Here is a 23,349-nt window from a genome sequence, read left to right on the forward strand (position 1 = left end):
CATTCGACCAATTACGGCAGATCGGAAAGGCCACCAGCGTTCAAAACAGAGGAATATCCACTCGATTGTAAAATTTGTTTGGCCCTTTCACTTCTTGCACCTGAACGACAATAAACAATAATTTTTGTTTCTTTGTCTTTCAATCGATGGAGTTGAGAAGGAAGGACATCCACAGGTATATTCATTGCTCCCGAATAATGCCCTTCAGCAAATTCTGACTGGGTTCGCACATCGACAACCACTGCTCCATTTTGAATCCATTGTTTTACCATATCTTTGTCTCCTTTGGATTGGATGCGTTTTACAAAAATGAAAAGGAACCCTAGGATGGCTCCGAAAATCAGGAAAGATTTCATACTTTCTCCTTTTTCCCAATTTTTTGTTGCCTGAATATTTAGTCAATTCAATCTATATACTATAGGGGGTATGGTATTTAGACCCATTCCAATCCCTAAATTTTAGCATTCCATTGCTTGGTATAAAAAGGAGACTAATCCTGTTATGATTATAAATCCAAAAGAAAATTTGGAAATTAGACCTCTCTACGATTCAGAATCTGGGACTTGGACTTATCTAATCCTTGATAGGAAATCCAAACAATCAGTTCTTGTGGATCCAGTGCTCGAACGCTTAGAAAGAGACCTAACATATATTCAAGAACTTGGATACAACCTAGCAGTCACAGTGGAAACTCATATGCATGCGGATCATATCACATCTGCAGGAAATTTGAGGGACAAAACGCAATGCGAATCTTATGCCTCAGAACACTCTGGCGCTGTTTGCGCTTCAAAATTTCTTAAAGATGGTGATTTATTTGAAGTAGGGAATCTTAAATTTTTAGTGATTCATACACCAGGGCATACTCCTTGTTCCATTTCACTTCTGTTAAATGGTTTGTATCTTTTTTCTGGGGATGCACTTTTTGTTCGAGGTTGCGGACGGACTGATTTCCAATGTGGTAGCTCGGACGAATTGTACGAATCCATCACAAAAAAACTATTTTCATTACCAGATGATACGATTGTCCTTCCTGGCCATGATTATAAAGGTTTTTTATCCACAACCATTGGCGAAGAAAAACAATGGAATCCAAGGATAGCAGGGAAATCACTCCAAGAATTTAAAGAGATCATGGACAATTTGAATCTTCCGGAACCAAAAAAAATTCATGAAGCAGTGCCGGCAAACCGTGTTTGTGGGAAAGTGTCATGAGTTTAGGATTATTATTTTTATTGTTAGGTGTAGGTGCAGGGATTCTCGGTGGGCTTGTGGGAATTGGTGGTGGAATCCTACTTGTTCCTGCTCTTGTATATTTTTTTGATTTTAATCAAAAACTAGCCCAAGGAACTACCTTGGCAGCAATGGTTCCTCCTATTGGAATCGTTGCTGCATATATCTATTATACGCGAGGAGAAACCAACCTCTTTGCTGCGGCTTTCATTAGTGCAGGGTTTATTCTGGGAAGTATCTTCGGAGCAGGAATGGCTTCCAAAATTGATACCACCACTCTCTCTCGGTTTTTTGGAATCTTTACTGTGATCGTTGGACTAAAAATGATTTTTTATCCGAAGTAAAAATGAAATAAATTTTTCCTTGCAGTAACTTTGGATTTTAGTTTCCATTCACTCGTGTTCGGTTTTTATCTCACATTTTTTTGGATTCTTATTTCCTTATTTTCTGCAAACTTTGTTTGGCCGTCTGGACTCATCCCTCCACTCCAGTTTCTTTTTTGGTGGAACCTAATTTTCTCCTCTTTTTGGTTACTCCTTATCTTTATTGTGGTTTTCGGACTTTTGGGGTTTTTACTTCGAATTCCTGTCATAGGAATTTTGTTACAAGGGATTCGAAATCAAATCACAGAAATTGGATGGTACCGTTTTCTTCTCAATCGAACCACTGTTTGGTTGATAAGCCAAACACTTATTCTTTCTGGCTCTTTTGTCTTTGGTTACGGTGGTTATTCGGAAACTTGGGTGTATTCAGCTTCTCTTTCCGTAACCGTTCTAGGTTACTTCATCAAACAAAATTTTTACAAACCTTTGGCTAGTTTTTCTGGATCAAAAGGGATTTTTATATACCGAAGTGGCAAAATACCGAAAGGATCCAATCCAAACTATACTCAGTTTCCAGAAGAAAAGGACATCACTCCCCCCTAATTTAATCTTTTGGTTCCCAAATGATTTGTAAAACAATCTAATAAGGTATGGAATCTGTCAAAAATTCTTTTCGCGCCTTACCTTTTTCGATTTTGTCTTTTGTTTTTGTAAGTATTTTTCTTTTTGCCCAATGCCAAATTTACTCTGATAAAGAAATAGAAATTCAAAAATTTTCCTTACAACCAAACAAAGGCCAGAAACTAGCTGCATTTGCGGAAGGTTGTTTTTGGTGTTCCGAACACATCTTTGAATCCATTCCTGGTGTTACTGAAGTTGTTTCAGGTTATGCAGGAGGACATACAAAAAATCCAAATTATGAATTAGTAAACACAGAAACCACTGGTCATGCTGAAACTGTCCTTGTTTATTATGACCCATCTAAGATTGATTACGCGGAACTCTGTAGAATTTTTTTCCTTTCTCATGATCCTACCACTCTCAATCGACAAGGACCGGACGAAGGATCTTCATACAGATCTATTTTATTCTATTCTTCAGATTCGGAGTTAAAAATTGCTAAATCGATTCAAAAAGAAATTGAGAAAAACCAAATTTGGAAAAGTCAAATAGTCACTGAATACCAAGAACTTAAAGAATTTTATAAGGCAGAAGGTTATCACCAAAACTTTATCAAATCCAATCCCAATCAATCATATGTTCAGGCAGTTTCTATTCCAAGATACCAAGAATTCCAATCCAGATACAAACAGTATAGAAAATCCACAAAAGAATCAAAATGATATTTGGATTTTAGTAGGATAAAAACTGTTCTCTAATTTTTGTCCGGAAAGAATCAAATTCTGACTTAGATTGAAACTTACAAAGTTTTAAAATTTCCGCTGGAATTTCTGAAGATTTTGCTTCCTTTGCATTGATGGCAATCATCATATCACTCAAGTAGATGGGGAATACGATATCTGCATAAACATTGTCTGCCAGAAGGGGCCTATGATGAAATTCCATTGCCTTTGTGTAAAGAATTGGGAAGTTCCATTTTTCTCCAACCATTGCACCTAACTTTGAATGTGTGATCCCAATAGCAGATTCTTCCATACTAATGGTGGAAGCTATTTCTCTAGAATTTGAGTAGGTTTTAATTTTTGACATATGTTGTTGGTCAAAAGATAGAAGCAAAATTTCACCAATATCATGTAAAAGAGATGCGGCAATCAAATTGCTAAGATCTGCTTTGTTCATCGCCATTTTTTGCCCAATGGCTTTACAATAAAAGGCAGATTCGTTAGATTTTTCCCAAATCGCAGTAAATGCTGGAAACTTATCCTCTAACATCTGTTTTGTTCCAAGACTATACAATAAGGTTTGAAGTTCTTTCAATCCAATGAGTTGGATCGCACGATCCAAACTCTCAACTCTCCCTCCTCGACGAAAGGCTGCAGAATTTGATAATTTTAAAATATTGGCAGAGAGTGCGATGTCCTTTTTGATCATCTCTGCAATGGTTCCTATACTGGAGTTTGGTTTGTCAATGGCGTCTTGGATATCTTTGATAGCCTTTGGAAAGGTAGGCAGATTATCAATTTGAGAAACGATATTGTCTATTTTTTCTAACTGTTGATTTTCTTTGGATACCTTAGAAGGAATATCAATCATAAATACAGTTTTGTTTTCTCCAGACTCAAACTTGAAGGCTGAATCTCCTAACCCATCGTTACGTAACATCATGAGAGTCATGATCAAACCTAGACCAGCACCTTCTTGTTCGTTGGACATATCCATAAAGGCATCTGCTAAATCGTTATAGGTTTTTGCTTTATCGATTCTTTCCTTGATTCTTGCTGATTCTGCTGAAGTGAGTTGGACGTTATTCATCACACGAATTCGCATCAAACTTTTGTTATGTATAAAGGAAACAAAAACACCAAAATTATTTCTTTGTAGAGAATCCTCGATGAGTTCTCGATTTTCCAAATATGTTTTTTTAAACTCTACAATACCTGCTTCATATTCTTTTTGGTCTTCAATGTTACTGGCTCGGTTTTTAAAAAATACACGTTTAGCATTTGCTTTGATTGCGTTTGTGACTGTTTCTTTCATAGCAGCCAGAACAGAATCTCTAACTATAATTAGGTCAAGTTGCAATAAAAATCGATCCAATACTTGAAATAAAGTATTCTCTACTTCATCGGTGATTTGAAAAAACTTAAAATGAAATGGTGAGTTTTCTAGAATGGGATGATTGATATCATCAATATTGGAATGTAGACCTAAGTCTTGTTTGTATTCTAATGCGACAGCCTTTGGACTTGCCATAATACCTCAAGTAATGAAGGAGTATCAAAAGGGTATTCCCTAAGCCAATAGAATTGACGATACTTCTATTCCATTGAATGGAAATATTTTGCTTGTGCAAGCGTTTAACAATAAAATAACGAATCCTAAAAATCTTGCGGTAAGTACGAAAACAAAGAGGGATTTAATCCGTGAATTTACTACGTATGCGTACTAATTAATCAAAAATTTTAATCTTAGGAAGACCTAAATTATAGCGAACAGCAACAACCCTTATTCCAACGACAACAGTGGCGGAGATGACTAAGTTCCAATTGGCATTTATGTTCCATTCGTTTAATATGATGTATAAAACAGATCCCACCAAACAAGCAGTAGCATAAATTTCTTTTCGAAAAATAAATGGGACTTCATTCATCAACGTGTCTCGAATGACTCCCCCAAAAATAGCAGAGATCATTCCCAGAAGTGCCGATGCAAAAAAATTAACTCCATGGTCCAAAGCGATTCTTGTTCCAAGGACTGTATAGATTCCAATTCCTAAAGTATCAAATAAAAATAATTCATCTCTTAATTTGGCTAAGATTCCTGGAAAAAGGATGACTAGTAAAAAACCAACGAATATAGCCCAAAGGATATTCTCATCTCGGACCCAAGACACAGGGTAATTTCCTAAAGTAATATCTCTTAAGGTTCCTCCACCGATCGCAGTGATGAATCCTGTAAAAAAAACACTAAATAGATCATGGTGGTGGTCTTTATGCTCCAAGGCAGCTAGAGCTCCGGACATAGTGAAAACCATGATTCCCGAAAGTCCAATGTAATAAGAAAAACTAAAATCCACCGATTTTAACCTGCTTTTGGAGATTAGACGTAAAATAAAATGACAATGTTCCCACCTGTCAGTTGTTGTATAGAATAGAGATGAAGTCGACTGCTAGAGTTTTTAGGAATGCCATTCTAATTCCAACTTTTTTATTCCAAGCTTGTATCCCCAGTTTGTCCAAAGGATTATTACAATCTGTCAGTGATTTTTTACAGTTACAAAGTTTGGTCAACACAGGACCTTTTAAAATCTCAGTCACCGTTTCTGGTCTAGTTGGATCTGGTTTAGCCATTGATTTAAATTCGGGAACAGAAACTCTCCTCATCAATTCGGATGGCAATTACCAGTTTAACACAACTGTTACAACGGGTACCAACTTTAGTGTCACAATCAAAACACAACCAACCCTTCCTACCCAAGTCTGTTCTGTGAGTGGCGGACTGGGAGTGGTGGGATTTGGCAATATCAATTCAATCATTGTTAATTGTGATCCTTTAAAGTATACAATTGGCGGAACCATTACTGGTTTAGATGGAATCACAGGACTTACTTTAACGAACTCCGTCGATGGTTCTACACTGGGCGTGGCAGTAGCTTCTGGAACGTTTGCATTTTCTCAAACGTATATTGACGGTACTTCATATAATGTATCCGTGACCACACAACCTAACCATCCATTACAAAATTGTCTCACAACCAATGGTGCGGGAGTCATTGCAGGGACAAACATTACCAATATCACCATAGCCTGTACTTCCATTGCCTTTCCTATCGAAGTCACTGCAGTAGGAATTGGCTCTGGAACTTTGACCATTCGTAATAATAATTCAGAATTTCTCTCTATATCCACTAACGGGCTCCATCGGTTTCCAACGAACGTAGTGACAAATAATTCGTATAGTTTACAAATTGTTTCTACACCGCCAAATCACCAATGTACGCTCTCCTCCACAACAGGCGTAGTCACCGGAACTATACCTATCATTGCAAATTGTTTTAGTGTCTTAAGTATTGGACCTTCGAATGGTGGCGTTCTCAAACCCCTAGAAAGTATTAAGTTACAATTTTCGGATGAGATCAATGTAGGGAGTTGCACTGGTTCAACGGGAACACTAAACACAAACCTAGGTTTTACGGTTCAATATTCGGTTAGTACGACAACCCTAACTAATGATACACTGACTGTAACGCCAGCAGCCAGTGATTCTTGGATGAGTGGCCATAGAACCTTAACCCTCAATTGTAATAACGTAGGTGGATATCCACTTTCCTCTAATGTAAATTTACTATATTTGATTCCCAATTCCCTTCGATATGTGGCCGATACAACTGGGAACGATGCAAACGATGGACTCACACCGCTCACTCCTAAGAGAAATATAAAAGTGGCAATCGATAGTTTTGGCGGTTGTCCCGGTTCGGATTGTGCCGTACTTGTAGAAGCAGGATCTTATGACCCAGCCTTTGTAGGAGGAACCATCCAACTTGTCTCAGGAATTTCACTTTATGGTAGTTATGTGACAGGATCTAATTTTGGAACCTGGGATCCAAACTCCCATTCCTCGGTGATATTGATGGATACAACTCCTGTAGGTTGTGCTGTTGCGACGGCGACTTCGCCTTGCGCTGCTGTCACTGGAGACGCAGGCGTCACGGCCAATGTTACTATCTCTGGATTTAAAATCGTAGGCGGACCGGATACAGCTCCTTATATGGCGGGCGTGTTTTTAGATTCAACCAACAATGTAAGATTGATTAATAACGTCATATCCGCTGGTTATGGAATCAATGGTGCCACTGGCGTTATTGCAATTAATAGTAATCCCTATCTAATCTTAAACAACGTAGACGGAGGTGAATGTACACTTAATGGCTGTTACTCTGTTGGATTATATTTGTCATCCGCTGCGACCATCACTCCAATTTTACTATCGAATACAATTTCAGGTGGGAATTTACCTACCATAAAAGATGGTAAATCAAAAGGAATTCAGTACATCGGAACTTCTGGAATTAACGTTACAAATATTAGAGGAAATTCAATTCAAAGTCAAATGGTGAATAATGCTCCACTTTCAGTAAGTGACAGCATCGCTATGGATATTAATGGTGGCGCAAGTTCTGTGGGAATTCTTTCAGGTAATATTTTCACTGCAGGCACCGCATACCAATCAATAGGAATCAGAATCCAAGCTGCATCAAGTATCCAAATTGGATCTCCCACACAAGGGAACTTAATCACTTCTGGTTCCAACACGGTTTTATCATCTTATGGAATCTACTTAACCGCAGGCCATACGGTAAGACGAAATGTCATTCAAACAGGAAATTCATCAAACTCAGCTGGTTCTTCAACCTCTACGGGAATTTATACTTCGGCAGGGGGTGGGATCGCTTCAATCGAAAATAATTCCTTTTCCATTGGGAATGCAACGTCGCCAACAGCAAGTGCAACAGTGGTCGGTGTCTACGGTGCTTCTCTTACGGCAACATCCAATATTTCGGGTAACTATTTTCGCTTAGGTCAAGCCAGTGGAATATCGGCAACCAGTGTTTCAGGAATCAGCTTATCTGCCCCATCAGCGATGTTAGTTTCTAACAATTGGATTCAAAATGGAATAAGCACGACCAGGGCTCGAGGTATCGAACTAAGCGGAACTTTTTCCGCTATTAAAATTTACCACAACACAGTTAGCTCAGGAACCGGTGCTAACGGGAATGAATCTGCCCTATTTATTTCGACCCCGTCCACATTGGCAGACATCCAAAACAATGTATTTCTGCTCAATAATGACTCAGCTAGCAATGCATGTATTTACAATTCAGGAGCGGGAGCCCAAACTGCTATTAAATACAATGTATTTCATAACTGCGCGAATATGGTTTACCAAAACGGTTCCAACTATCCTGAGCTTTGTCCCGGAGGAATTCCCAATATAACAGTAGCATGTTCATCCCCCATTGGCGTTGGTGGAAATTTTGCGAACAATCTAAAAATGGATCCTTACTTCGTTTCCGATTTTGGAACAGTTGCAGTTTACACACCAACTTCTGCAACCTCCTGTCTAATTACAAAATCGCCAAATCTACTGATAACAGACAGTTATAATGGAAACGGAACAAGGCCCGGTGGGGATGGAGCTGTGAGCCTTGGTGCAGTAGAATACGAATTTGGTTGTACACCTTAACTTAGTGGTTAAGGTAATACGTAAATCCCAACACGATCATTGTAAAGACTTCCAATATACAATTGTCTTTTCTTTTCCAAAACACTAGTGACTTCCTTTAAGTGTTCACCACCAGGATCTTGAAGAGTCATTAGCACTTTTCCATTACCGTCCATTTTCAAAGCATATCCATAAGGTTCTGCTTTAGGCCAGAGGAATTTAGGCAGATAGGATATCATTCTTTTAACAACTGGAGATGGATGCATATTGTCCATTCGATCGTTTCTTACTGTAAATAACGCGACCCAAAAATCTCCATTTTCATTTCTAGTGATATTATCTGGAAATCCTGGTAAATTCTCAATGACTGTTTCTTTATTACCTTTCTTAGGACCTTTTAACCAAAGTTTTGTGATTTTATATCTATAAGTTTCATTGACTAGCAGAAAATCTTCTGTTTTAGACAATGCAATTCCATTGGCAAAGTACAATCCGTCCGCAAGTAATTCAGTTTCTTTAGTTTTAGGATCATATACAAAAACTCTACCATAAGGTCTTGCTTCTAACAGATCATAAAGGTATTCTTTTTGTTCATAGATTGAAGCATCCGAAAAATAAATTTTCCCATCTTGGGCTATGTCCAAATCATCAGTAAATTTAAATGGTTTTCCTTTGTATTCGGAAACCAAAACGGTTATTTTTCCAGACTTGTCCAAAGACAAAAGGCCACGGTAAGCATCGGCAATAATGAGGTTTCCAAGTTTATCAAACTGAATTCCAAGTGGCCTTCCCGAAGTATTGGCAATGGGTTTAATTTCTCCTTTTAGAGTGATGCGAATGATACGTCCGTCTTTATCACCACCATAAATATTTCCATCCGCATCAACATCCAAAGACTCAAGTCCTTTCACTTTCCCAATGGCAAGCAATATAGACTTTTGTAATTCGGTATTAGGTGCATAAACACCAACAAAATCTGGTTTGATTGGCGGATCATAAGAGACAGGAGCAAACGATCTGCAAGAAAAAAGGGATGAAAAAACAAGGATATTTGTTAATAAATATTTCATTTTGGAAGTTTCTCCTTAGTGATCAAAGTATCTTTTAAAGCCCAGCGCTCATCAACCCAACGTTTCATTTTTTTAGACATTGGTGCAAATTGTTCGTTTTCCTCGATTGGAACTAAAGATGCCGGAATCACTTCCACAAACACCTTTAGCTTTCGAATTTTTCCACGCATCAAATCTAAAAAACTTGGATTTTCTGTAGGATAAACAATCGTTAAATCGATAAAAGCATCAAGCGAATTTCTTAAGGCAGTGGACACTACAGAAATTCCGCCACTATGAGGACGTAACAAATTTTGATACGGATTTTTCTTAAGTAATTTTTGCACTCTCTCTGGAGTCCTTCTATGACCTTCCAGAAAATTCAAAATAGAAAAAGGCATATCCGCAAATTTTTCGCAAACTTTTTTGACGTTCTCTAAATCCTTTGTTGCAAGTTCTGGATTTTTTTTCAACTGCTCTCGGCTACTGCGTTTGACAAAAGGAAAATCTAATGCCAACCATGCATGCCCAAGGATCGGAACATACTTTAACGAATCTTTGATGAAAAAACGAATGAGAGGGATTTTACGATTCAAAACAGATTGAATGATATAAATATCCGACCAAGATTGGTGATTACAGATTATCATATATTTTCCGTTTTGTTTTAAATTTTTATACCCATCACCTATCACTTCAAATTGTACACCATATAACATTCGTGAAATACGGTAGTTATTTTCGATCCAAGCTTCTCCTACCTTCAAAAGTAAGCGGTCACCAAATCTTCTTAACGATCCGGTTGTTAACAACTTCCAAATATAAAGCGGATACATCGTTGGAATGATCGACAATAAATTCAATAGAAACAAAATATAAGCAATGATTAATCCCAAAGTAAACTCCTATTTAATGCGTAGTTCCAATTCCTAGAATCGTCACATCATCCATCATCGAAGCGGAACCCCGAAATGAATGGAAATCATCCATTAACAAATTAATTGTATCTGTTAGATTTAAATCCAAACTCTTAGCAGATTCAAAACTGGAAAGCAATTTGGACTCTCCCAGGAGAATTCCCTCCGAGTTTTCCTGTTCCAAATAACCATCCGAAATCATAAATAAACGATCCCCCAACCCAAATGAGATAGAATGATTGGTATACTCGACATCCTTTTCTAAACCCAACATCACTCCCGATTCTGGAAGTGAGAGGATTCGATCTTTTGTCAGTACGTAGGGTTCATTATGACCGGCAGAAGAATAGGTTAAACTGTTTTCCTCTAAATTCAAATCAACAATGACAGCAGTAAATTGGTTGGATTTTTTCCCATAACTCTCAATAAAAATTTGGTTCAATGCATATAAAACGTCTGCAGGGTAAATTGCATTGCGTTTGATATGATCATATTCCGCTTTGATCGCCATCGTAATGAGTGCAGCCTGAACTCCATGGCCTATGGCATCTGCTAAAAATAATCTTATTTTTGATTTTTCTAAACGAATGACATCGAATATATCTCCACCCACTTCAGCCATTGGTTCAAATGAAGATCCAAAGTCCAAATGTGCCACATACCGAAGTCCCAGTGGTAAAATATTTCTTTGGATGGTTTTTGCAGTTTCTAGATCTTCTTGGATAATTTTTAAAGATTGGGTTAACTTGGCCGTTCTTTCTTTGACCATTTCTTCGAGAGTTTCATTTTGGCGGCGAAGTTCCCTGTTTTTTTGTATCAATACTTGGTTTTCTCTTTGGTCTGCATTTCGAATTCTTGCAGTTAATAATTTCAAAAGAGTTAATGTCAATTCCGGGTTTGTTTGTAATAAACGATGAAAATCTTCTCTAGTTAATTCATAAAGAATAGAATTTTCTTTCGCTGATATATTTACAGTACGAGGTGCAGAGTCAATGAGAGCAATTTCACCAAAATAATCACCAGAGGAAAGATCACCTATCACAAGTATTTCTTGTTTGCTTTCATCTAAATATTTCCAAACTTCAACTTTACCTGATTCAATAAAATAAAAAGAATCACCTAATGAGTATTGTTGGATAATGAGAGAACCTTCTGAAAACTCGACCTTTTTCATTTCCTTTTTCAGGAAACTTAAATCCGCAGTTGGTTTTTCCTCGGTTCCCATACAATGTGACCTTAGACTTCCGGTTCCCGATTGACTAAATCTAAAGAAAAGGCGGGTTTACAAATAGACCAGTATTCTGCGTCTTCAGAAAACGGATTAGAATACCTTACTTTTGTACCTTTCTCAATCAACAATGATTCGCCGGCAGATAAAATAACAATTTCGCCATCTACTTCAATTTGTTTTTTACCGCGAACCATCAAAGTCCACTCATCAAAGTTAGGTGTTTGAAACGGTTCTCCCCAACCGGGTGGCGCAACCATATGCGCTACCGAAACCTCAGAATGACCTGTGGAAGGAATCCCAAAATGTTCTTCAATGGTTTTTCCTCCAGGCACTGGGATTTGTATTGGATTTTTTTGGTGTTGGTAACCCATATTAGAATCCAGGAAATTTAAAACTAAACTTATGTTTTAATAAGTCTTCGGTGTAAGACCAAAGATTTCTTCTCGCTGCAACATCATAAGAAGGTTCAGAACTTTTTTGAATTTCTTTTTTTACAAAATACTTTCCAGAAATTCCCGAAACCGAAGGATCAGTAGAGAGAAAAATAGAAGTTTCTGCTCCCTTTTCTTCTGAGATTGCAAAAACATTCTGTGCGAAAGTTAACAAAAATTTAGCTAACCCATCATTGTTTTGTCCAAATTTAGTTTTTACAAAACCAGGATGAAGGCAATTCACGGTTATTTTTGTTTGATTCAAACGTTCTGCAAGTTCATAAGTAAAATATATATTCATTAGTTTAGATCTTTGGTATTGTTTCCAACCAGAATAGTCTTTATCACCTAACAGATTATCAAAATCTAACGAAACACCCATATGTGCACGAGAAGCCACATTCACAATCCGTGTTTCATTTGTATTTTTTAAGGAAGGGAGTAAACCCAGAGTTAGAATAAAATAATTCAAATGATTTAATGCAAAAGTAGACTCAATCCCTTCCTTTGTAAGGGTGTATTGGTCAAAATAGGCACCAGCATTGTTCAGTAATACATCAATCTTTGGATGATTTTTACGAATGGTTTCTGACAACAAAAATGTTTCTTTGGCAGAAGATAAATCAGCAACATAAGAATGTACTACTGCACCCGTGACTTGTAATGAGTAAACTAGTGCAGCTAATTTGTCTGCATTTCGGCCTACTAAAATTAATTCTTCTTGTGATTTTGCAAAGGAATGAGCGCATACCCTTCCGATTCCATCGGTAGCACCAGTAACAACAATTGTTTTCTTCATGAGATGATCTCCTCTTTCATTTTTTTGGGGATGGTAAAAACGAATCTCGAACCAGAAACTCCATCACTATCTGCATACATAGTTCCACCGTTGACCGTAACAAATTCATGGCAAAGCAAAAGACCAATTCCGTTCCCAGTTTCACCCTGTGTCCCGGTTGACTTAATCACTTCCCCAACTTTGAATAGTTTGTCTAAGATGGCTTTCGACATACCTACTCCTGAGTCGATGACTGAAACCTGCCAATCGTCACCTAAATCAATTGTCTCTATAAGAATTTTTCCATTGTTATGGCTAAACTTCAGTGCATTCGAAACTAAGTTTCTAATGACAGTAATGATCATTCGATCATCACAAAATACCATCGCATGAGAAGGAACATTTACATCCAAACCAATCCCTTTATTCGAAGCACTCAGAGCAAAAAGCTCTAAACACTCCTTTACAATGTTATCCAAACGATAGTAATGAGGTCGATATTCTTCTTGACCCCTTTGTAACTTAGACCATTCCAATAGGTTCTCTAATAAGGAAAAAACAGATTCTGTAGCATCCACTAAAGATTGAGTCATACCAGCGAGGGCATCTTCTTTCTTTTTCATGTCCTCATTTAATACTTTGAGTAACATTTTAATGCCAGCGAGAGGGCCACGTAAATCATGTGAGATGATTGATAAAAAACGATCTTTGGTTCCATTCGCAACCATTAACTCACGATTGACACTTACCATTTGTTTTTCTAAGTTTCGTTGTTCAGTAATATCTCTAAACACAATAACCATACCAATTTTTTTGCGATTGGAATCTCTTATTTGTTTTGCAGTCACTTCCCAATATTTTTCATCTTTTTCCCAAATCCATTTTGTAAGTGTTTTTTTATCAGACAAATGATCGAGTTTAGAAATGATTCCAGGAGCGGATGCGAAAAAATATTTATACGACAGTAGTGTAGAGTTCTTATTAGAAATTTGGAACAAATGTTCCGCCGACATATTCCAATCAACAATACGATTATTGAAATCAAGGATCACTACAGCTTCGTCCAACTCATCAACAATTTCACCACGCACCAATGGTACGAGATCAAACATTCTGTAGTATCCAATTGCAAAAAAAATCAAAATCACCTGCATCGTACTCATTACAGCTGTAATGTTGAGACCGGGTAAAGGACGGAAACCTAACTTATGTAAAATTGCTGTGACCCAAATGAACAAGTAGGAGACTAAGATTAACAGATACCTTCGGCGTTCGGTAGATTTAGAAACAAAAATCCCTTTGATTAATAAATATGCGACAAATGCGGACCAGAAAAAAGAAAAAAAGTAAGATACTATAAACCCACCGACATTCGTTTCCTGAATCCACTGGATTCTTCCATTGATATTTACTAAATATGTATCGAGTGTTAAAGTTTTAAAAATAGGATCAAGAACACAAACCGCAAGTGTAAACAGCGGCTGGATTGTTAACATTACCCAAAACTTTTTCGTCAGCAAATGTCTGTTTTGTGTGAACTCAAGTGAAACAAGAACCATTCCCAAATTAGCAAGAGCAACACCTATATACAAAAAAGCAATAAAGGATCTGTGTAAAGCTGGGCTTATAAATACAAAATCAATTCCATAGAATCCGGTCCACATCATAGAACCGAAAACTAATATTAAAAGGTATTTAACAAGATCTAGGCGGAAAGATTTTAGAACAAAAAGCCCCAATACAAGATTGAAGCTGAAAGCAAGAAATAGTAGTAAGCTATAGGGATGAAATTGCCACAAACTAAGTCTCTTCGCTGCTTAGCATTTCACAATTCCCGTCAAATACAACGCCATCTGCAATTTGTAGTTTTGCTGTACGAATGTTTCCTTGGACTTTTCCTGTGGATAACATTTCGAGTCTTTGTGTTGCGGTTACATTCCCAATGATGGTACCACCTACGACAACCGTACCAGCTTTGATATTTGCTTTGACTCTAGCACCTTCGCTAATTACCAGATAACCATCCGAGATGATTTCGCCAGTGAAATCACCAGAAATCTGTAAGGGTTTTTTGAACGCCAAAGTTCCGCTAAATGCAGTTTCTTTTCCTAGAATTGTGGCAATGACTCCGTGTTCGGTGATGGTTGTTTGCATTTCTTTTTTTGACATAGTTCCTATTTTGTTTTCATATTATAAACCCCATCCCAATCTTCTGGAGGGGGATCAGCGATATAATCATCGCAACGTTCAATGTATAGTTTCGAGGGGCCATCGCTAGGATGAATCGCTAATCCTTTTTTAAACTCTTCTTTTGCTTCTGCGAACTTTCGCGATTTGTATAACGAAAGGGCATGGTTGTAATGAACCAAAACTGCCTTCATTTTATCACTAACGATCATTTGGGCTCCTTATAAAAAATGACAACAGCTGTTGCGTAATGGTCAGCATGGCTGATGGATACGGAACTGCCAGTAAATCCTTTCTCTCGGAAAAACTTCTCAGTTTTCCCATGGATGACTAGCGTTTTTTTACCAAAATTTGTGCCAGCAAGTTCAATCTCTCGCATATCGGCAACTTGACCTGGGCTTAAGTTGAGAGCTTTGATGACAGCTTCCTTACAGGCAAAACGGCCTGCCAAAAAAGGGACGGGGTCTTTGTGTTTGTGGCAGTATTCGACTTCTTCGTCGGTAAAAACCCGCTTCAGGAAGCGGTCTCCGTGTTTTTCTAGGAGTTCACGGATTCTATGGTTTTCAACGATGTCGTTTCCGACGGATAACATAAGATGATTTATTTTCGCCGAAGTTCCAAGAGTCGAGCAAATAAAATATTGTTTTCTTTATGGTATGGTCGCCTGAGTTGTACCCGTTCAGAATAATCAAAAGCCGCAGAAAAATCGCCGTTTTCATAAAGAGCTTCTGCAATATAAAAAAGAGTTAGGCTATCCGATGGATTTTTTTGCACATACTGAACTGCAAATTCTAAAGGAAAAGCGGACATACGATGTTCGGTATAAAGGTAAATTTTTTGAACAGAAAGTGGTGCATCGTGAATGAATTCAAAATTGTTTGAGATCATTTTTTCCACCTCTTTCCATTTTTTCTGTTTATAAAGAGTGAGTGCTCGTAAATAAACAAAATGTTTTGGGTGGTTGGTTGGGACATGGATGGGTGAACCCTCTCCAGTATACTCCACACGAATTAAGGACAAATCATCGATCAATTCACCATGGCTTTTGATTGCATCACGAATTGCCTCTAAATCTCCTTGGCCTTCGTAAGTTGTTTTCAAAAACAGTTCATCATCTTCATTGACTTCCATTTCCGCTTCAGAACCGATCAAAATATCATCACGGCCGTCAGAACCTATTAGAAGTATATCTCCCTTTTCTAATTGGAAAGTATTGATTTGAAGGGCTTTTTTGGAAGCCAAAAGTCCCAACTTCGCACAAACATAGTTATGTGGTAAAAAGAAAGTATTGTCATTCCGGTAGATAACAGGCCTTGGATGTTCAGCATTTAAAAAATAAAAGAATCCTGTTTCATCATCAATCAAACAAAGAAACATAGAGATAAGCATTGAACCGTCAAATGTTACGAGAGTATTATGTAATTCTATATAAGCATTACTCACCCATTTTTCAGGTGTGATGTCCCTAACTTCTTCTGACTGACCATTTCGTTTGATGATTGCTTCAAATACCGACCCAATAACAAGAGCACCACTGGCTCCTTGCATCGATTTTCCCATGGCATCACCATTTAAAACAACAATATACTTTTTGTTTTGTAATTGAATGGAAGATGATACACATAAATCTCCACCAATTTCGGAACTCCATTGTTTATATGAAAACTTTTTCTTTTGTTCTGTAAGGAACTGAATTTTCATATGAGAAGAACTCGCAAGGTTTTGTGTTAATGGTTCAATGAGTAAAGATGCTAAAAAATAATCTCCATCTTGTTGTTCCTTTAATCCTTGAACTTCTGTTAATGCAAAATTTAGTTCTTTAGTTCTTTCATCTACTTTCTGTTCCAAATTGGTATAAAGAAGGGAATTCTCAATAGAAACTGCAATTTGTGAAGATAATATTTTCAAAATCTCAACTCTACCAGGAGTAAACGCATCAGTTGTTAAATTGTTTTCTAAATAAACAATACCAACCACTGTTCCATGACTTAAAATTGGATAACAAAGTAATGATTTTGGTAACGTAGATTTTACATAAGGGTCATTTTTAAAATCCCCTTCCCTTGCGGCATCTCCACAAATGACTACAAGCCCTGTTCTAACCACATAACCTATGATTTGTGAAGGGATTTTGTTTTGATTTACATAGGCCACTGGTTCAAGGAAATCGATGGCAAATGGTGTTTCTGAATAAACAGATACAGATTCTTTTTCTGCCTCTGATTCAGCTAAAACTTGCCATCCAGAATCTGATTTAAGGATAAAGTATCCCCTCTCTGCTCCTGCATTTTCGATCAGGATTTTCATCATCTTTTCCAAGAGACGATTGAGTTGGATCTCTCCCGAAATGGTTTGAGAAGCTTTGATGACAGTGTTGATATCTAAGGAAGAACCAACATCACCAAAAATATCCTTTGTTGTGCTAAAGAGTGCCAGACTATCTGTGGAGTCTGTTCTAAAGTTTCTTCCAATATATTTTTTTAATGAAATATGATTCAATTCTAATTGTTTGACTTTAGACAAAAACCCATATTTACCATATCGATAATGTGCTTCCACCAAATGCAGGTTACTGTATTGTTCAAATCCAGTTTCTTTCCACATTCGAACCAAAAATTCATTGGCAATGGCTTCTTCCAATATATAACTAAATTCTCTAGCTGAAGTAATCGCTGCTTTACAAACAATCACCGCTTGTGTTTTCTGATTTGCTAAATATAGTAATAAAGCCGATATGATTCCGTATTTGTGCCCAAAGTTTTCAGGCGAACTTTTTGCCCAAACCTTCATTCTTTTTTCAAAAGATAATAATCGTTTCTTAAGGTTTGATTTTGTGGTTCCCGTTGGGATGATGTTATCTACAATCATCGAGAAGGCGACAAGGGCTCCTAGAAATACATGTTCAGGAACAAACATCATCCCAAACATTGCACCTTCCAAACCATCTAACTTTAAGGAGTATTCATAAGCTTTTTCTTTATCTCCGAGGAAGTATTCAATTCGTAACTTACAAAGATAATAATCAAATAATGCATTGGCGTTTCCAGTAGACAACCATTCTGCTACTATTTCAGTTTCAGCAAAGTACCGACCCTCTAAACTCATTGGGTCTGGAGATTCACCTCGCATATTTTCGACTAACTGGAGATTAAGACGATGTACTTGGTATGCATGATTTTGACGTAAACTTAGTAACGAAGCATCATAACGAAGTTGGCTTTTATAGAGGTCTTCTAAATTTTCGCGAAACAACAAACCTTGAAAATGAATATTGTTTAATGAGTAAGAGGAATATTGTAAATCACCGGTTTCCATACCGGCAAGGAAACTATCCCAAAAAATAGAACGGCCATCTCTTGCATGATTTTTCCAAGGAGCAATCATACATGCGAACATAAATAAAGTTCGGCATTGGAATGGTTTGGCATCCAAGGTATCAAGCAAACGAACACCTAACTGACCAAATTTGAGACCATCATTATAATTTCCCAATCCAGAACCTTGGATCACACCCATGGCACAAAAACCGAAAGCACTTATCTCACACAAGCCAAATCGCAATGTGTGATTCACCAACTTCAAAACAATAACAGGAAATAAATCCGGTTCTGCTAAAAATGATGGTGCAATACATGCATTCAAAAGCCGCATGATAGCAAGGTATTTAGGATCATTTGAGACAGGTAGTTGTTCCAAACTTTCAATCGAACGGTTGCCTAATTTCAATTTAAACTTAATTAACTCAGGAAGCGGAGAAAGTGAAGTTGCTTTCTTAGGTAACCTAACTCCAACAAGCTTTAACGCTTGTTTTAATGTTTCCAATACTTCTTTCATCTTGTTTTGGGTGACAAGCATAGAAGATTGAAGTTCATAAACTAAAATTTTATCTAAATCATTCCTTACGAAACTAAGTATATAGTTAAAACTTTTTTCTGCGGCTTCAAAATTTTTGGAGAGATACGCTGACCTCGCATATGCTAAATGAAGTTTTAAGGCATCTTCATAATCAGTTTTCCATTCTTCATCTTTCATAAGTCCGACCATTCGGTCAAAGAAAGTGAAAGCAGCATCATAAGCGGAGGAATTTAGCGCTTTAAATCCTGCTTTTTCATTTAAAACTCTTAGTTCGGCTAACTCTTCGCTTCCTTTCATTTGGGAAGCACCTAAATTCAATTGGTTTACAATGGTAAACAGGTGGTCTTCAAGTTTATATTTATAAAGGATAGAAAGATAAGTTTTCCCAATCTTATAATGAAGTTTTGCTTTTTCTTCAGGTGAAATAATTTTATAAATTGCTTCTCGAATTTTATCGTGAGTAAAATTTGCATCCTCCATTCCAAGGATCAAAAATTCTTCATTGGCAAGTGTCACCAAATCCATTGATGCTTTGTGAAAAGGTCTATCCGCAATGGTTGCATAAATATCATGCCGAAACCAGTTTCCGATACAAGCAGTTAACTTTAGAGCATCAATTAGTTCTGGAGGTTGCAGATTAATTTTATCAATGATAAGATCAATCACATTGTCAGAAATATTAACTGCATCTATTTTGTCTTTGTCCCAGGACCAATGTTCATCTGCAAAGTATATATATGACCTTTCATATAAGTTCTTAAACATTTCATTGACATGAAACGGATTTCCTTTTGTTTTTTTCCAAAGGACTTCTGCAATAGGGCGAATTTCCGATTCTGGAACCATCAATGTTTCAGAAACCAGAAGAGCCACGTCACGCTCCCTTAGAGGTTCTAATCTGATCTCAGTAATCGCAATTTGCATCTCACGAAGTTCTTCAAGAAGCCTAAAAAATGGATCTGTTGGTAATACTTCATTATCACGGTATGATAAAATAATAAAAAAATGTGAAATTTCAGGGTCAGTCAGTACTTCTTTTAAAAGAAGTATACTCGAAGAATCTGCCCATTGCATATCATCTAAAAACAAAACAACCGGATGTTCTTTTGTACAAATTGTTCGCAGAAATTTTCGAAATACTAAGTGAAATCTATTTTCAGTTTCCAAACTATCTAGTTCTGGCGGCGTAGGTCTATCACCTAACAATTGTGCTAATTCAGGAACTACATCGATTATCAATTTGGCATTAGCACCTAATGCATCAGATAAAATTGTTTTCCATTCCTTAACAGCAGATTCACTCTCAGAGAGTAATTGTCGAACGAGGCCTTGTAATGCTAAATTAATAGCACGATATGGAATTGATTTTTTATATAAATCAAATTTACCAGAAGCGAAATATGCCTTCTCTCTTGTGACAGGCTTTTGGATTTCGTTGATCAGAGCCGATTTTCCAATTCCTGATCGGCCAGAAATTAGAAACGTTTCAATTCGACCATCTTTTGCATCGAGAAATTTTTCTTCAAAAACATGAAGTTGAGCTTCTCTTCCATATAATTTTTTAGGAATTTGGAATCGAGAAGACTTATCATTCTTTGCCAGTTCCATTTCGAAATGGTTTAGCGTTTCTCTCCCATTTTCCAGAAGTACCGATTGGATTGCCGAAAGATCAGAGAGTAAACCAGTTGCTGTTTGGTAACGATCTTCTGGATTTTTTTCCAGAAGTTTCATGATCAAATCCGAAACAATTTTTGGCGCCCCGCTTCTATCTTTTGGTGATAGTGGAGTTTTTGCAAGGTGTGCATGCACCATTTCCAAACTATCAGTGTATAAAAAAGGAAGATCACCAGTAATTAACTGGTATAAGGTGACACCAAAAGAATAAAAGTCCGTTCTGTAATCAACTGTTCGGTTCATTCGGCCCGTTTGTTCGGGTGAAATATGAGCAAGAGTTCCTGTTAAATTCTGATTCATCGGAAGATAAAAACTTCGATGTGTCAAAAGTGTCGCTGAACCAAAATCTATTATTTTTAATGCACCTGTGTCTGGATTGTATATGATATTTTGAGCTTTGATATCATTATGTACAATTTTAGCTTTATGAATATCAACCAACGCCCTACAAACTTCAATTGAAATATTTAAGAATGTTACAATATTGCTATATTTTCCACTTAATTGTAGTTTTGCGAGATCAGTAAACCCTACATTGGGAAACACGATTGCCACTGTATTTTGGTAAGATTCTAAATCTAGTGGCCTTAGTGTATAAGGTGAATCGATGGATCGGAGTATTTCGAATTCATTTTTAAAACGAGTAATTTCTTGGTTATCTGGGTAATCGCGATTCAATAGTTTGATCACGACAGGTTCACCGGACAGAGATTCCCCTGAATATACGGAACTTCTTTTTCCTAAATGAAGTTCCTTTAACGCTTTATATTTTCCTACAGTGAACACGAAAATTTCCTATCTAGCTGTTTTACCACCGTCGACCGGTATCACTGCGCCCGTGATAAAGGCTGCTCCATCAGTGGATAACCATACACAAGTTTTTGCAACTTCTTCAGGAGTTGCCATTCTACCCAATGCATAAGATTTCATTCTTTCTTTTTTTACTTCTTCGGGATTAGGAACATTTGCGTAAAAAACATCATCCATCTCAGTTTGGATTCCACCTGGACAAAGTGCCACCACACGAATTCCAGCCGATCCATATTCCAAGGCAGCAGATTTAGTAAGCCCGATAATTCCATGTTTTGTCATGGAATAAGGACCTGCTTTTTCTTTTCCTCGAACACCAAGGGCTGAAGAGACATTGATGATCACACCACCATTCCCTTGGCTTAGGAATTGTTTTAATTCAAATTGCATAGAAAGAAAGGTTCCTTTTAAGTTTACGTCCATCACAGAATCAAAAATATCTAATGGATAATCCGCAGTTGTTTTTAAAACTCCTGAAATCCCAGCATTGTTCACAGCTACATCGATGGAACCATATTTAGCAACAATTGATTCAACCAAATTACGAACTGCTTCCGATTGTGTGACATCACACTTAACAAACATTCCCGTACCTCCTTGTTTTTCAAGGAGAGCCATAGTTTCTTCACCTTCTTGTTTTCTTCTTCCGCAAAATCCAACCACATAACCAGCGTTTGCAAATTCCAAAACAATTGATCTTCCAAGACCAGAAGTTCCGCCGGTCACTAGTGCTACTTTTTTTCCACTCATTGGATTTCCCTTTCTTCGATCAAACGTCCATAACGATTGATTGCTTCCTTTACGTTTGCCTGATCCAATTCAGAAATGGATTCAAAACGAAATCCGGCAAAAAAGGTGTCTTCATTATTATCGTCTTCTTTGACCCATAATAAAATACAAGTTCCATGAACGAAACCGACAATATCAAAATGCATAAAAAATTCTAGTTGCCCACTGTTGGCTAAATCACCTGGATGGATTCCTGAGCAGCGCACCATAAACCCAGAACTAGAAATATTTTCAATGGTGGAGACAATATTTCGCCCATTTTCCCTAACTGAGATATTGTTTTTAAATTGATCCAAAATCCGAAATCTTGGATCAATCTCATAAACTTCTTCCTGTGTGCTTTTTAAGCGTTTGTATACTTTTAAAGGCAAAATACTGGCAGCCATTTCGATTCGGGTAATTTCTTGGTTTTCCTGATAAGCAGTGATTTCCAATTTTGAGTAGTTCCAATATCCAGATTTACTGTTTTTGGTCTCAATGGCTTTGGCACGCAATTTGATTGGCATATTCATCTTGGCGTATTGAAAAAATTCCGAATTTAAATATAACAATAAAAAGGTGACACCCTCAAAAGGGACTTTGCCATACATGTGGTTACAAGCGATTCCAAATTGTCTTGCAGCTTCTACAATCTGCATACCAGAAATATGTTTTAGATTGGGTGGGGAGAAAAACTTATGCGTGGGCGGAATATAGAGGTTTGCAAAAAAAGTATCTTTTTTGGGAATTTCTTCGATTGGCTCAAAGATTGCAGATATCTTTGACTTCTCTACATTCCCAACGTAATAGTCCCTTCGTTTGATTATTTGCAATATTTTAATTTCATCTGCTTCAGTAACTTTATCGTTCAAAACATATTGCTGCAAATTTGTATCAAAATGATAGAATGTACTAATAAAATCCCTTTGGGTATCATCCACGCCAGATTCTGCTAAAATTCTTTCTGCTGATTCTTTACGAATGCGATACGGAATTGTTTTGAGTTGGTAATAATCCCCACTAGTATCTTGTCTTTTTGCATAGTATTGTAGCAAAAAATCAATTTCATCATGAGAAAGTATCGGAAAGACATGTTCTTCCATGACCGCAGTAGTGATCATCCTTGGAAGTGCTCTACGAATGTTGGAAACAAAACTATCGTCTTGGAAATATGTTCTTGTATATCGTTTGTCGAGAGGTAAAACTGCGGGGAGTTCTTCTTTTTCAAAAACCTTCATATATATCTA

General features: G+C 37.2%; 20 protein-coding genes. 5 read left to right on the plus strand and 15 right to left on the minus strand.

What is annotated here, in order from left to right:
* Positions 1-11 precede the first annotated feature (11 nt).
* A complete protein-coding gene (locus tag CH364_RS13810) occupies positions 12-356 on the minus strand; it encodes a rhodanese-like domain-containing protein (protein ID WP_100744352.1) in 345 nt (114 codons plus the stop codon).
* 145 nt (positions 357-501) lie between these two features.
* On the opposite strand from CH364_RS13810, the gene CH364_RS13815 reads away from it, so the two are divergent.
* The 4 genes from CH364_RS13815 to msrA are packed head-to-tail and all read left to right on the plus strand — an operon-like array spanning position 502 to position 2,899.
* Positions 502-1,215, plus strand: coding sequence for an MBL fold metallo-hydrolase (locus tag CH364_RS13815; protein ID WP_100744351.1), 714 nt, complete (start codon positions 502-504; stop codon positions 1,213-1,215).
* Positions 1,212-1,577 (plus strand): sulfite exporter TauE/SafE family protein, encoded by a 366-nt coding sequence (locus CH364_RS13820; RefSeq protein WP_100744350.1) that lies wholly within the window; start codon positions 1,212-1,214, stop codon positions 1,575-1,577. Before CH364_RS13815 ends, CH364_RS13820 begins: the two co-directional genes overlap by 4 nt.
* 54 nt (positions 1,578-1,631) lie before the next feature.
* Positions 1,632-2,159, plus strand: a complete 528-nt coding sequence (locus tag CH364_RS13825) for a hypothetical protein (RefSeq protein WP_100744785.1) — start codon at positions 1,632-1,634, stop codon at positions 2,157-2,159.
* A 47-nt stretch (positions 2,160-2,206) separates the two neighbouring features.
* Entirely contained in the window at positions 2,207-2,899 is a 693-nt protein-coding gene (msrA, locus tag CH364_RS13830; RefSeq protein WP_100744349.1) for a peptide-methionine (S)-S-oxide reductase MsrA, read from the plus strand.
* A gap of 10 nt (positions 2,900-2,909) precedes the next feature.
* Here the strand turns inward: msrA and CH364_RS13835 are convergent, their stop codons facing one another.
* Together CH364_RS13835 and CH364_RS13840 are read right to left on the minus strand one after the other, a co-directional pair.
* Entirely contained in the window at positions 2,910-4,430 is a 1,521-nt protein-coding gene (locus CH364_RS13835; protein ID WP_100744348.1) for an HDOD domain-containing protein, read from the minus strand.
* A gap of 196 nt (positions 4,431-4,626) precedes the next feature.
* Entirely contained in the window at positions 4,627-5,253 is a 627-nt protein-coding gene (locus CH364_RS13840; RefSeq protein WP_100744347.1) for a trimeric intracellular cation channel family protein, read from the minus strand.
* An 80-nt stretch (positions 5,254-5,333) separates the two neighbouring features.
* Here CH364_RS13840 and CH364_RS13845 point away from each other — a divergent pair, with 80 nt between their 5' ends.
* Positions 5,334-8,423 (plus strand): beta strand repeat-containing protein, encoded by a 3,090-nt coding sequence (locus tag CH364_RS13845; RefSeq protein WP_100744346.1) that lies wholly within the window; start codon positions 5,334-5,336, stop codon positions 8,421-8,423.
* Positions 8,424-8,431: 8 nt separating this feature from the next.
* Here CH364_RS13845 and CH364_RS13850 read toward each other — a convergent pair whose 3' ends face one another.
* Genes CH364_RS13850 through CH364_RS13905 form a run of 12 tightly spaced genes read right to left on the minus strand, consistent with a single transcriptional unit; the run spans position 8,432 to position 23,340 of the window.
* Positions 8,432-9,472: an SMP-30/gluconolactonase/LRE family protein gene (locus tag CH364_RS13850; protein WP_100744345.1), complete on the minus strand. Its 1,041-nt coding sequence runs from the start codon at positions 9,470-9,472 to the stop codon at positions 8,432-8,434.
* The gene (locus CH364_RS13855) at positions 9,469-10,347 is read right to left on the minus strand and encodes an acetyltransferase (RefSeq protein WP_100744344.1); all 879 of its coding nucleotides are present in this window, start codon (positions 10,345-10,347) and stop codon (positions 9,469-9,471) included. Before CH364_RS13855 ends, CH364_RS13850 begins: the two co-directional genes overlap by 4 nt.
* A 13-nt stretch (positions 10,348-10,360) precedes the next feature.
* Positions 10,361-11,593: a PP2C family protein-serine/threonine phosphatase gene (locus tag CH364_RS13860; RefSeq protein WP_100744343.1), complete on the minus strand. Its 1,233-nt coding sequence runs from the start codon at positions 11,591-11,593 to the stop codon at positions 10,361-10,363.
* 11 nt (positions 11,594-11,604) lie between these two features.
* Positions 11,605-11,970 carry a cupin domain-containing protein gene (locus tag CH364_RS13865; protein WP_100744342.1) on the minus strand — a complete coding sequence of 122 codons (366 nt, stop codon included), beginning with the start codon at positions 11,968-11,970 and terminating at the stop codon, positions 11,605-11,607.
* A gap of 1 nt (position 11,971) precedes the next feature.
* Positions 11,972-12,829 (minus strand): SDR family oxidoreductase, encoded by an 858-nt coding sequence (locus tag CH364_RS13870; RefSeq protein WP_100744341.1) that lies wholly within the window; start codon positions 12,827-12,829, stop codon positions 11,972-11,974.
* The gene (locus tag CH364_RS13875) at positions 12,826-14,607 is read right to left on the minus strand and encodes a sensor histidine kinase (protein ID WP_100744340.1); all 1,782 of its coding nucleotides are present in this window, start codon (positions 14,605-14,607) and stop codon (positions 12,826-12,828) included. Before CH364_RS13875 ends, CH364_RS13870 begins: the two co-directional genes overlap by 4 nt.
* A gap of 1 nt (position 14,608) precedes the next feature.
* Positions 14,609-14,977, minus strand: a complete 369-nt coding sequence (locus CH364_RS13880; protein WP_002974586.1) for a bactofilin family protein — start codon at positions 14,975-14,977, stop codon at positions 14,609-14,611.
* Between the two features lie 5 nt (positions 14,978-14,982).
* Positions 14,983-15,204 carry a tetratricopeptide repeat protein gene (locus CH364_RS13885; protein WP_207762294.1) on the minus strand — a complete coding sequence of 74 codons (222 nt, stop codon included), beginning with the start codon at positions 15,202-15,204 and terminating at the stop codon, positions 14,983-14,985.
* Positions 15,204-15,587 carry a holo-ACP synthase gene (gene acpS / locus CH364_RS13890; RefSeq protein ID WP_100744338.1) on the minus strand — a complete coding sequence of 128 codons (384 nt, stop codon included), beginning with the start codon at positions 15,585-15,587 and terminating at the stop codon, positions 15,204-15,206. Before acpS ends, CH364_RS13885 begins: the two co-directional genes overlap by 1 nt.
* A gap of 8 nt (positions 15,588-15,595) precedes the next feature.
* The gene (locus tag CH364_RS13895) at positions 15,596-21,310 is read right to left on the minus strand and encodes an AAA family ATPase (RefSeq protein ID WP_100744337.1); all 5,715 of its coding nucleotides are present in this window, start codon (positions 21,308-21,310) and stop codon (positions 15,596-15,598) included.
* 9 nt (positions 21,311-21,319) lie between these two features.
* Complete coding sequence (locus CH364_RS13900) at positions 21,320-22,084, minus strand: SDR family NAD(P)-dependent oxidoreductase (RefSeq protein WP_100744336.1); 765 nt, start codon at positions 22,082-22,084, stop codon at positions 21,320-21,322.
* Complete coding sequence (locus CH364_RS13905) at positions 22,081-23,340, minus strand: AfsA-related hotdog domain-containing protein (RefSeq protein ID WP_100744335.1); 1,260 nt, start codon at positions 23,338-23,340, stop codon at positions 22,081-22,083. The genes CH364_RS13900 and CH364_RS13905 overlap by 4 nt, the downstream gene beginning before the upstream one ends.
* Positions 23,341-23,349: the final 9 nt, after the last annotated feature.

This window comes from Leptospira harrisiae (genome assembly GCF_002811945.1).
In the GTDB taxonomy this organism is placed as follows: Bacteria; Spirochaetota; Leptospiria; order Leptospirales; family Leptospiraceae; genus Leptospira_A; species Leptospira_A harrisiae.

Bases quoted from the DNA above. Each gene is read 5' to 3' on its own strand.
- CH364_RS13845 (WP_100744346.1), top strand. From the start codon at position 5,334: ATGAAGTCGACTGCTAGAGTTTTTAGGAATGCCATTCTAATTCCAACT.
- CH364_RS13865 (WP_100744342.1), bottom strand. From the start codon at position 11,970: ATGGGTTACCAACACCAAAAAAATCCAATACAAATCCCAGTGCCTGGA.
- CH364_RS13905 (WP_100744335.1), bottom strand. From the start codon at position 23,340: ATGAAGGTTTTTGAAAAAGAAGAACTCCCCGCAGTTTTACCTCTCGAC.
- CH364_RS13860 (WP_100744343.1), bottom strand. From the start codon at position 11,593: ATGGGAACCGAGGAAAAACCAACTGCGGATTTAAGTTTCCTGAAAAAG.
- CH364_RS13870 (WP_100744341.1), bottom strand. From the start codon at position 12,829: ATGAAGAAAACAATTGTTGTTACTGGTGCTACCGATGGAATCGGAAGG.
- CH364_RS13850 (WP_100744345.1), bottom strand. From the start codon at position 9,472: ATGAAATATTTATTAACAAATATCCTTGTTTTTTCATCCCTTTTTTCT.
- CH364_RS13880 (WP_002974586.1), bottom strand. From the start codon at position 14,977: ATGTCAAAAAAAGAAATGCAAACAACCATCACCGAACACGGAGTCATT.
- CH364_RS13810 (WP_100744352.1), bottom strand. From the start codon at position 356: ATGAAATCTTTCCTGATTTTCGGAGCCATCCTAGGGTTCCTTTTCATT.
- acpS (WP_100744338.1), bottom strand. From the start codon at position 15,587: ATGTTATCCGTCGGAAACGACATCGTTGAAAACCATAGAATCCGTGAA.
- CH364_RS13820 (WP_100744350.1), top strand. From the start codon at position 1,212: ATGAGTTTAGGATTATTATTTTTATTGTTAGGTGTAGGTGCAGGGATT.
- CH364_RS13900 (WP_100744336.1), bottom strand. From the start codon at position 22,084: ATGAGTGGAAAAAAAGTAGCACTAGTGACCGGCGGAACTTCTGGTCTT.
- CH364_RS13815 (WP_100744351.1), top strand. From the start codon at position 502: ATGATTATAAATCCAAAAGAAAATTTGGAAATTAGACCTCTCTACGAT.
- msrA (WP_100744349.1), top strand. From the start codon at position 2,207: ATGGAATCTGTCAAAAATTCTTTTCGCGCCTTACCTTTTTCGATTTTG.
- CH364_RS13835 (WP_100744348.1), bottom strand. From the start codon at position 4,430: ATGGCAAGTCCAAAGGCTGTCGCATTAGAATACAAACAAGACTTAGGT.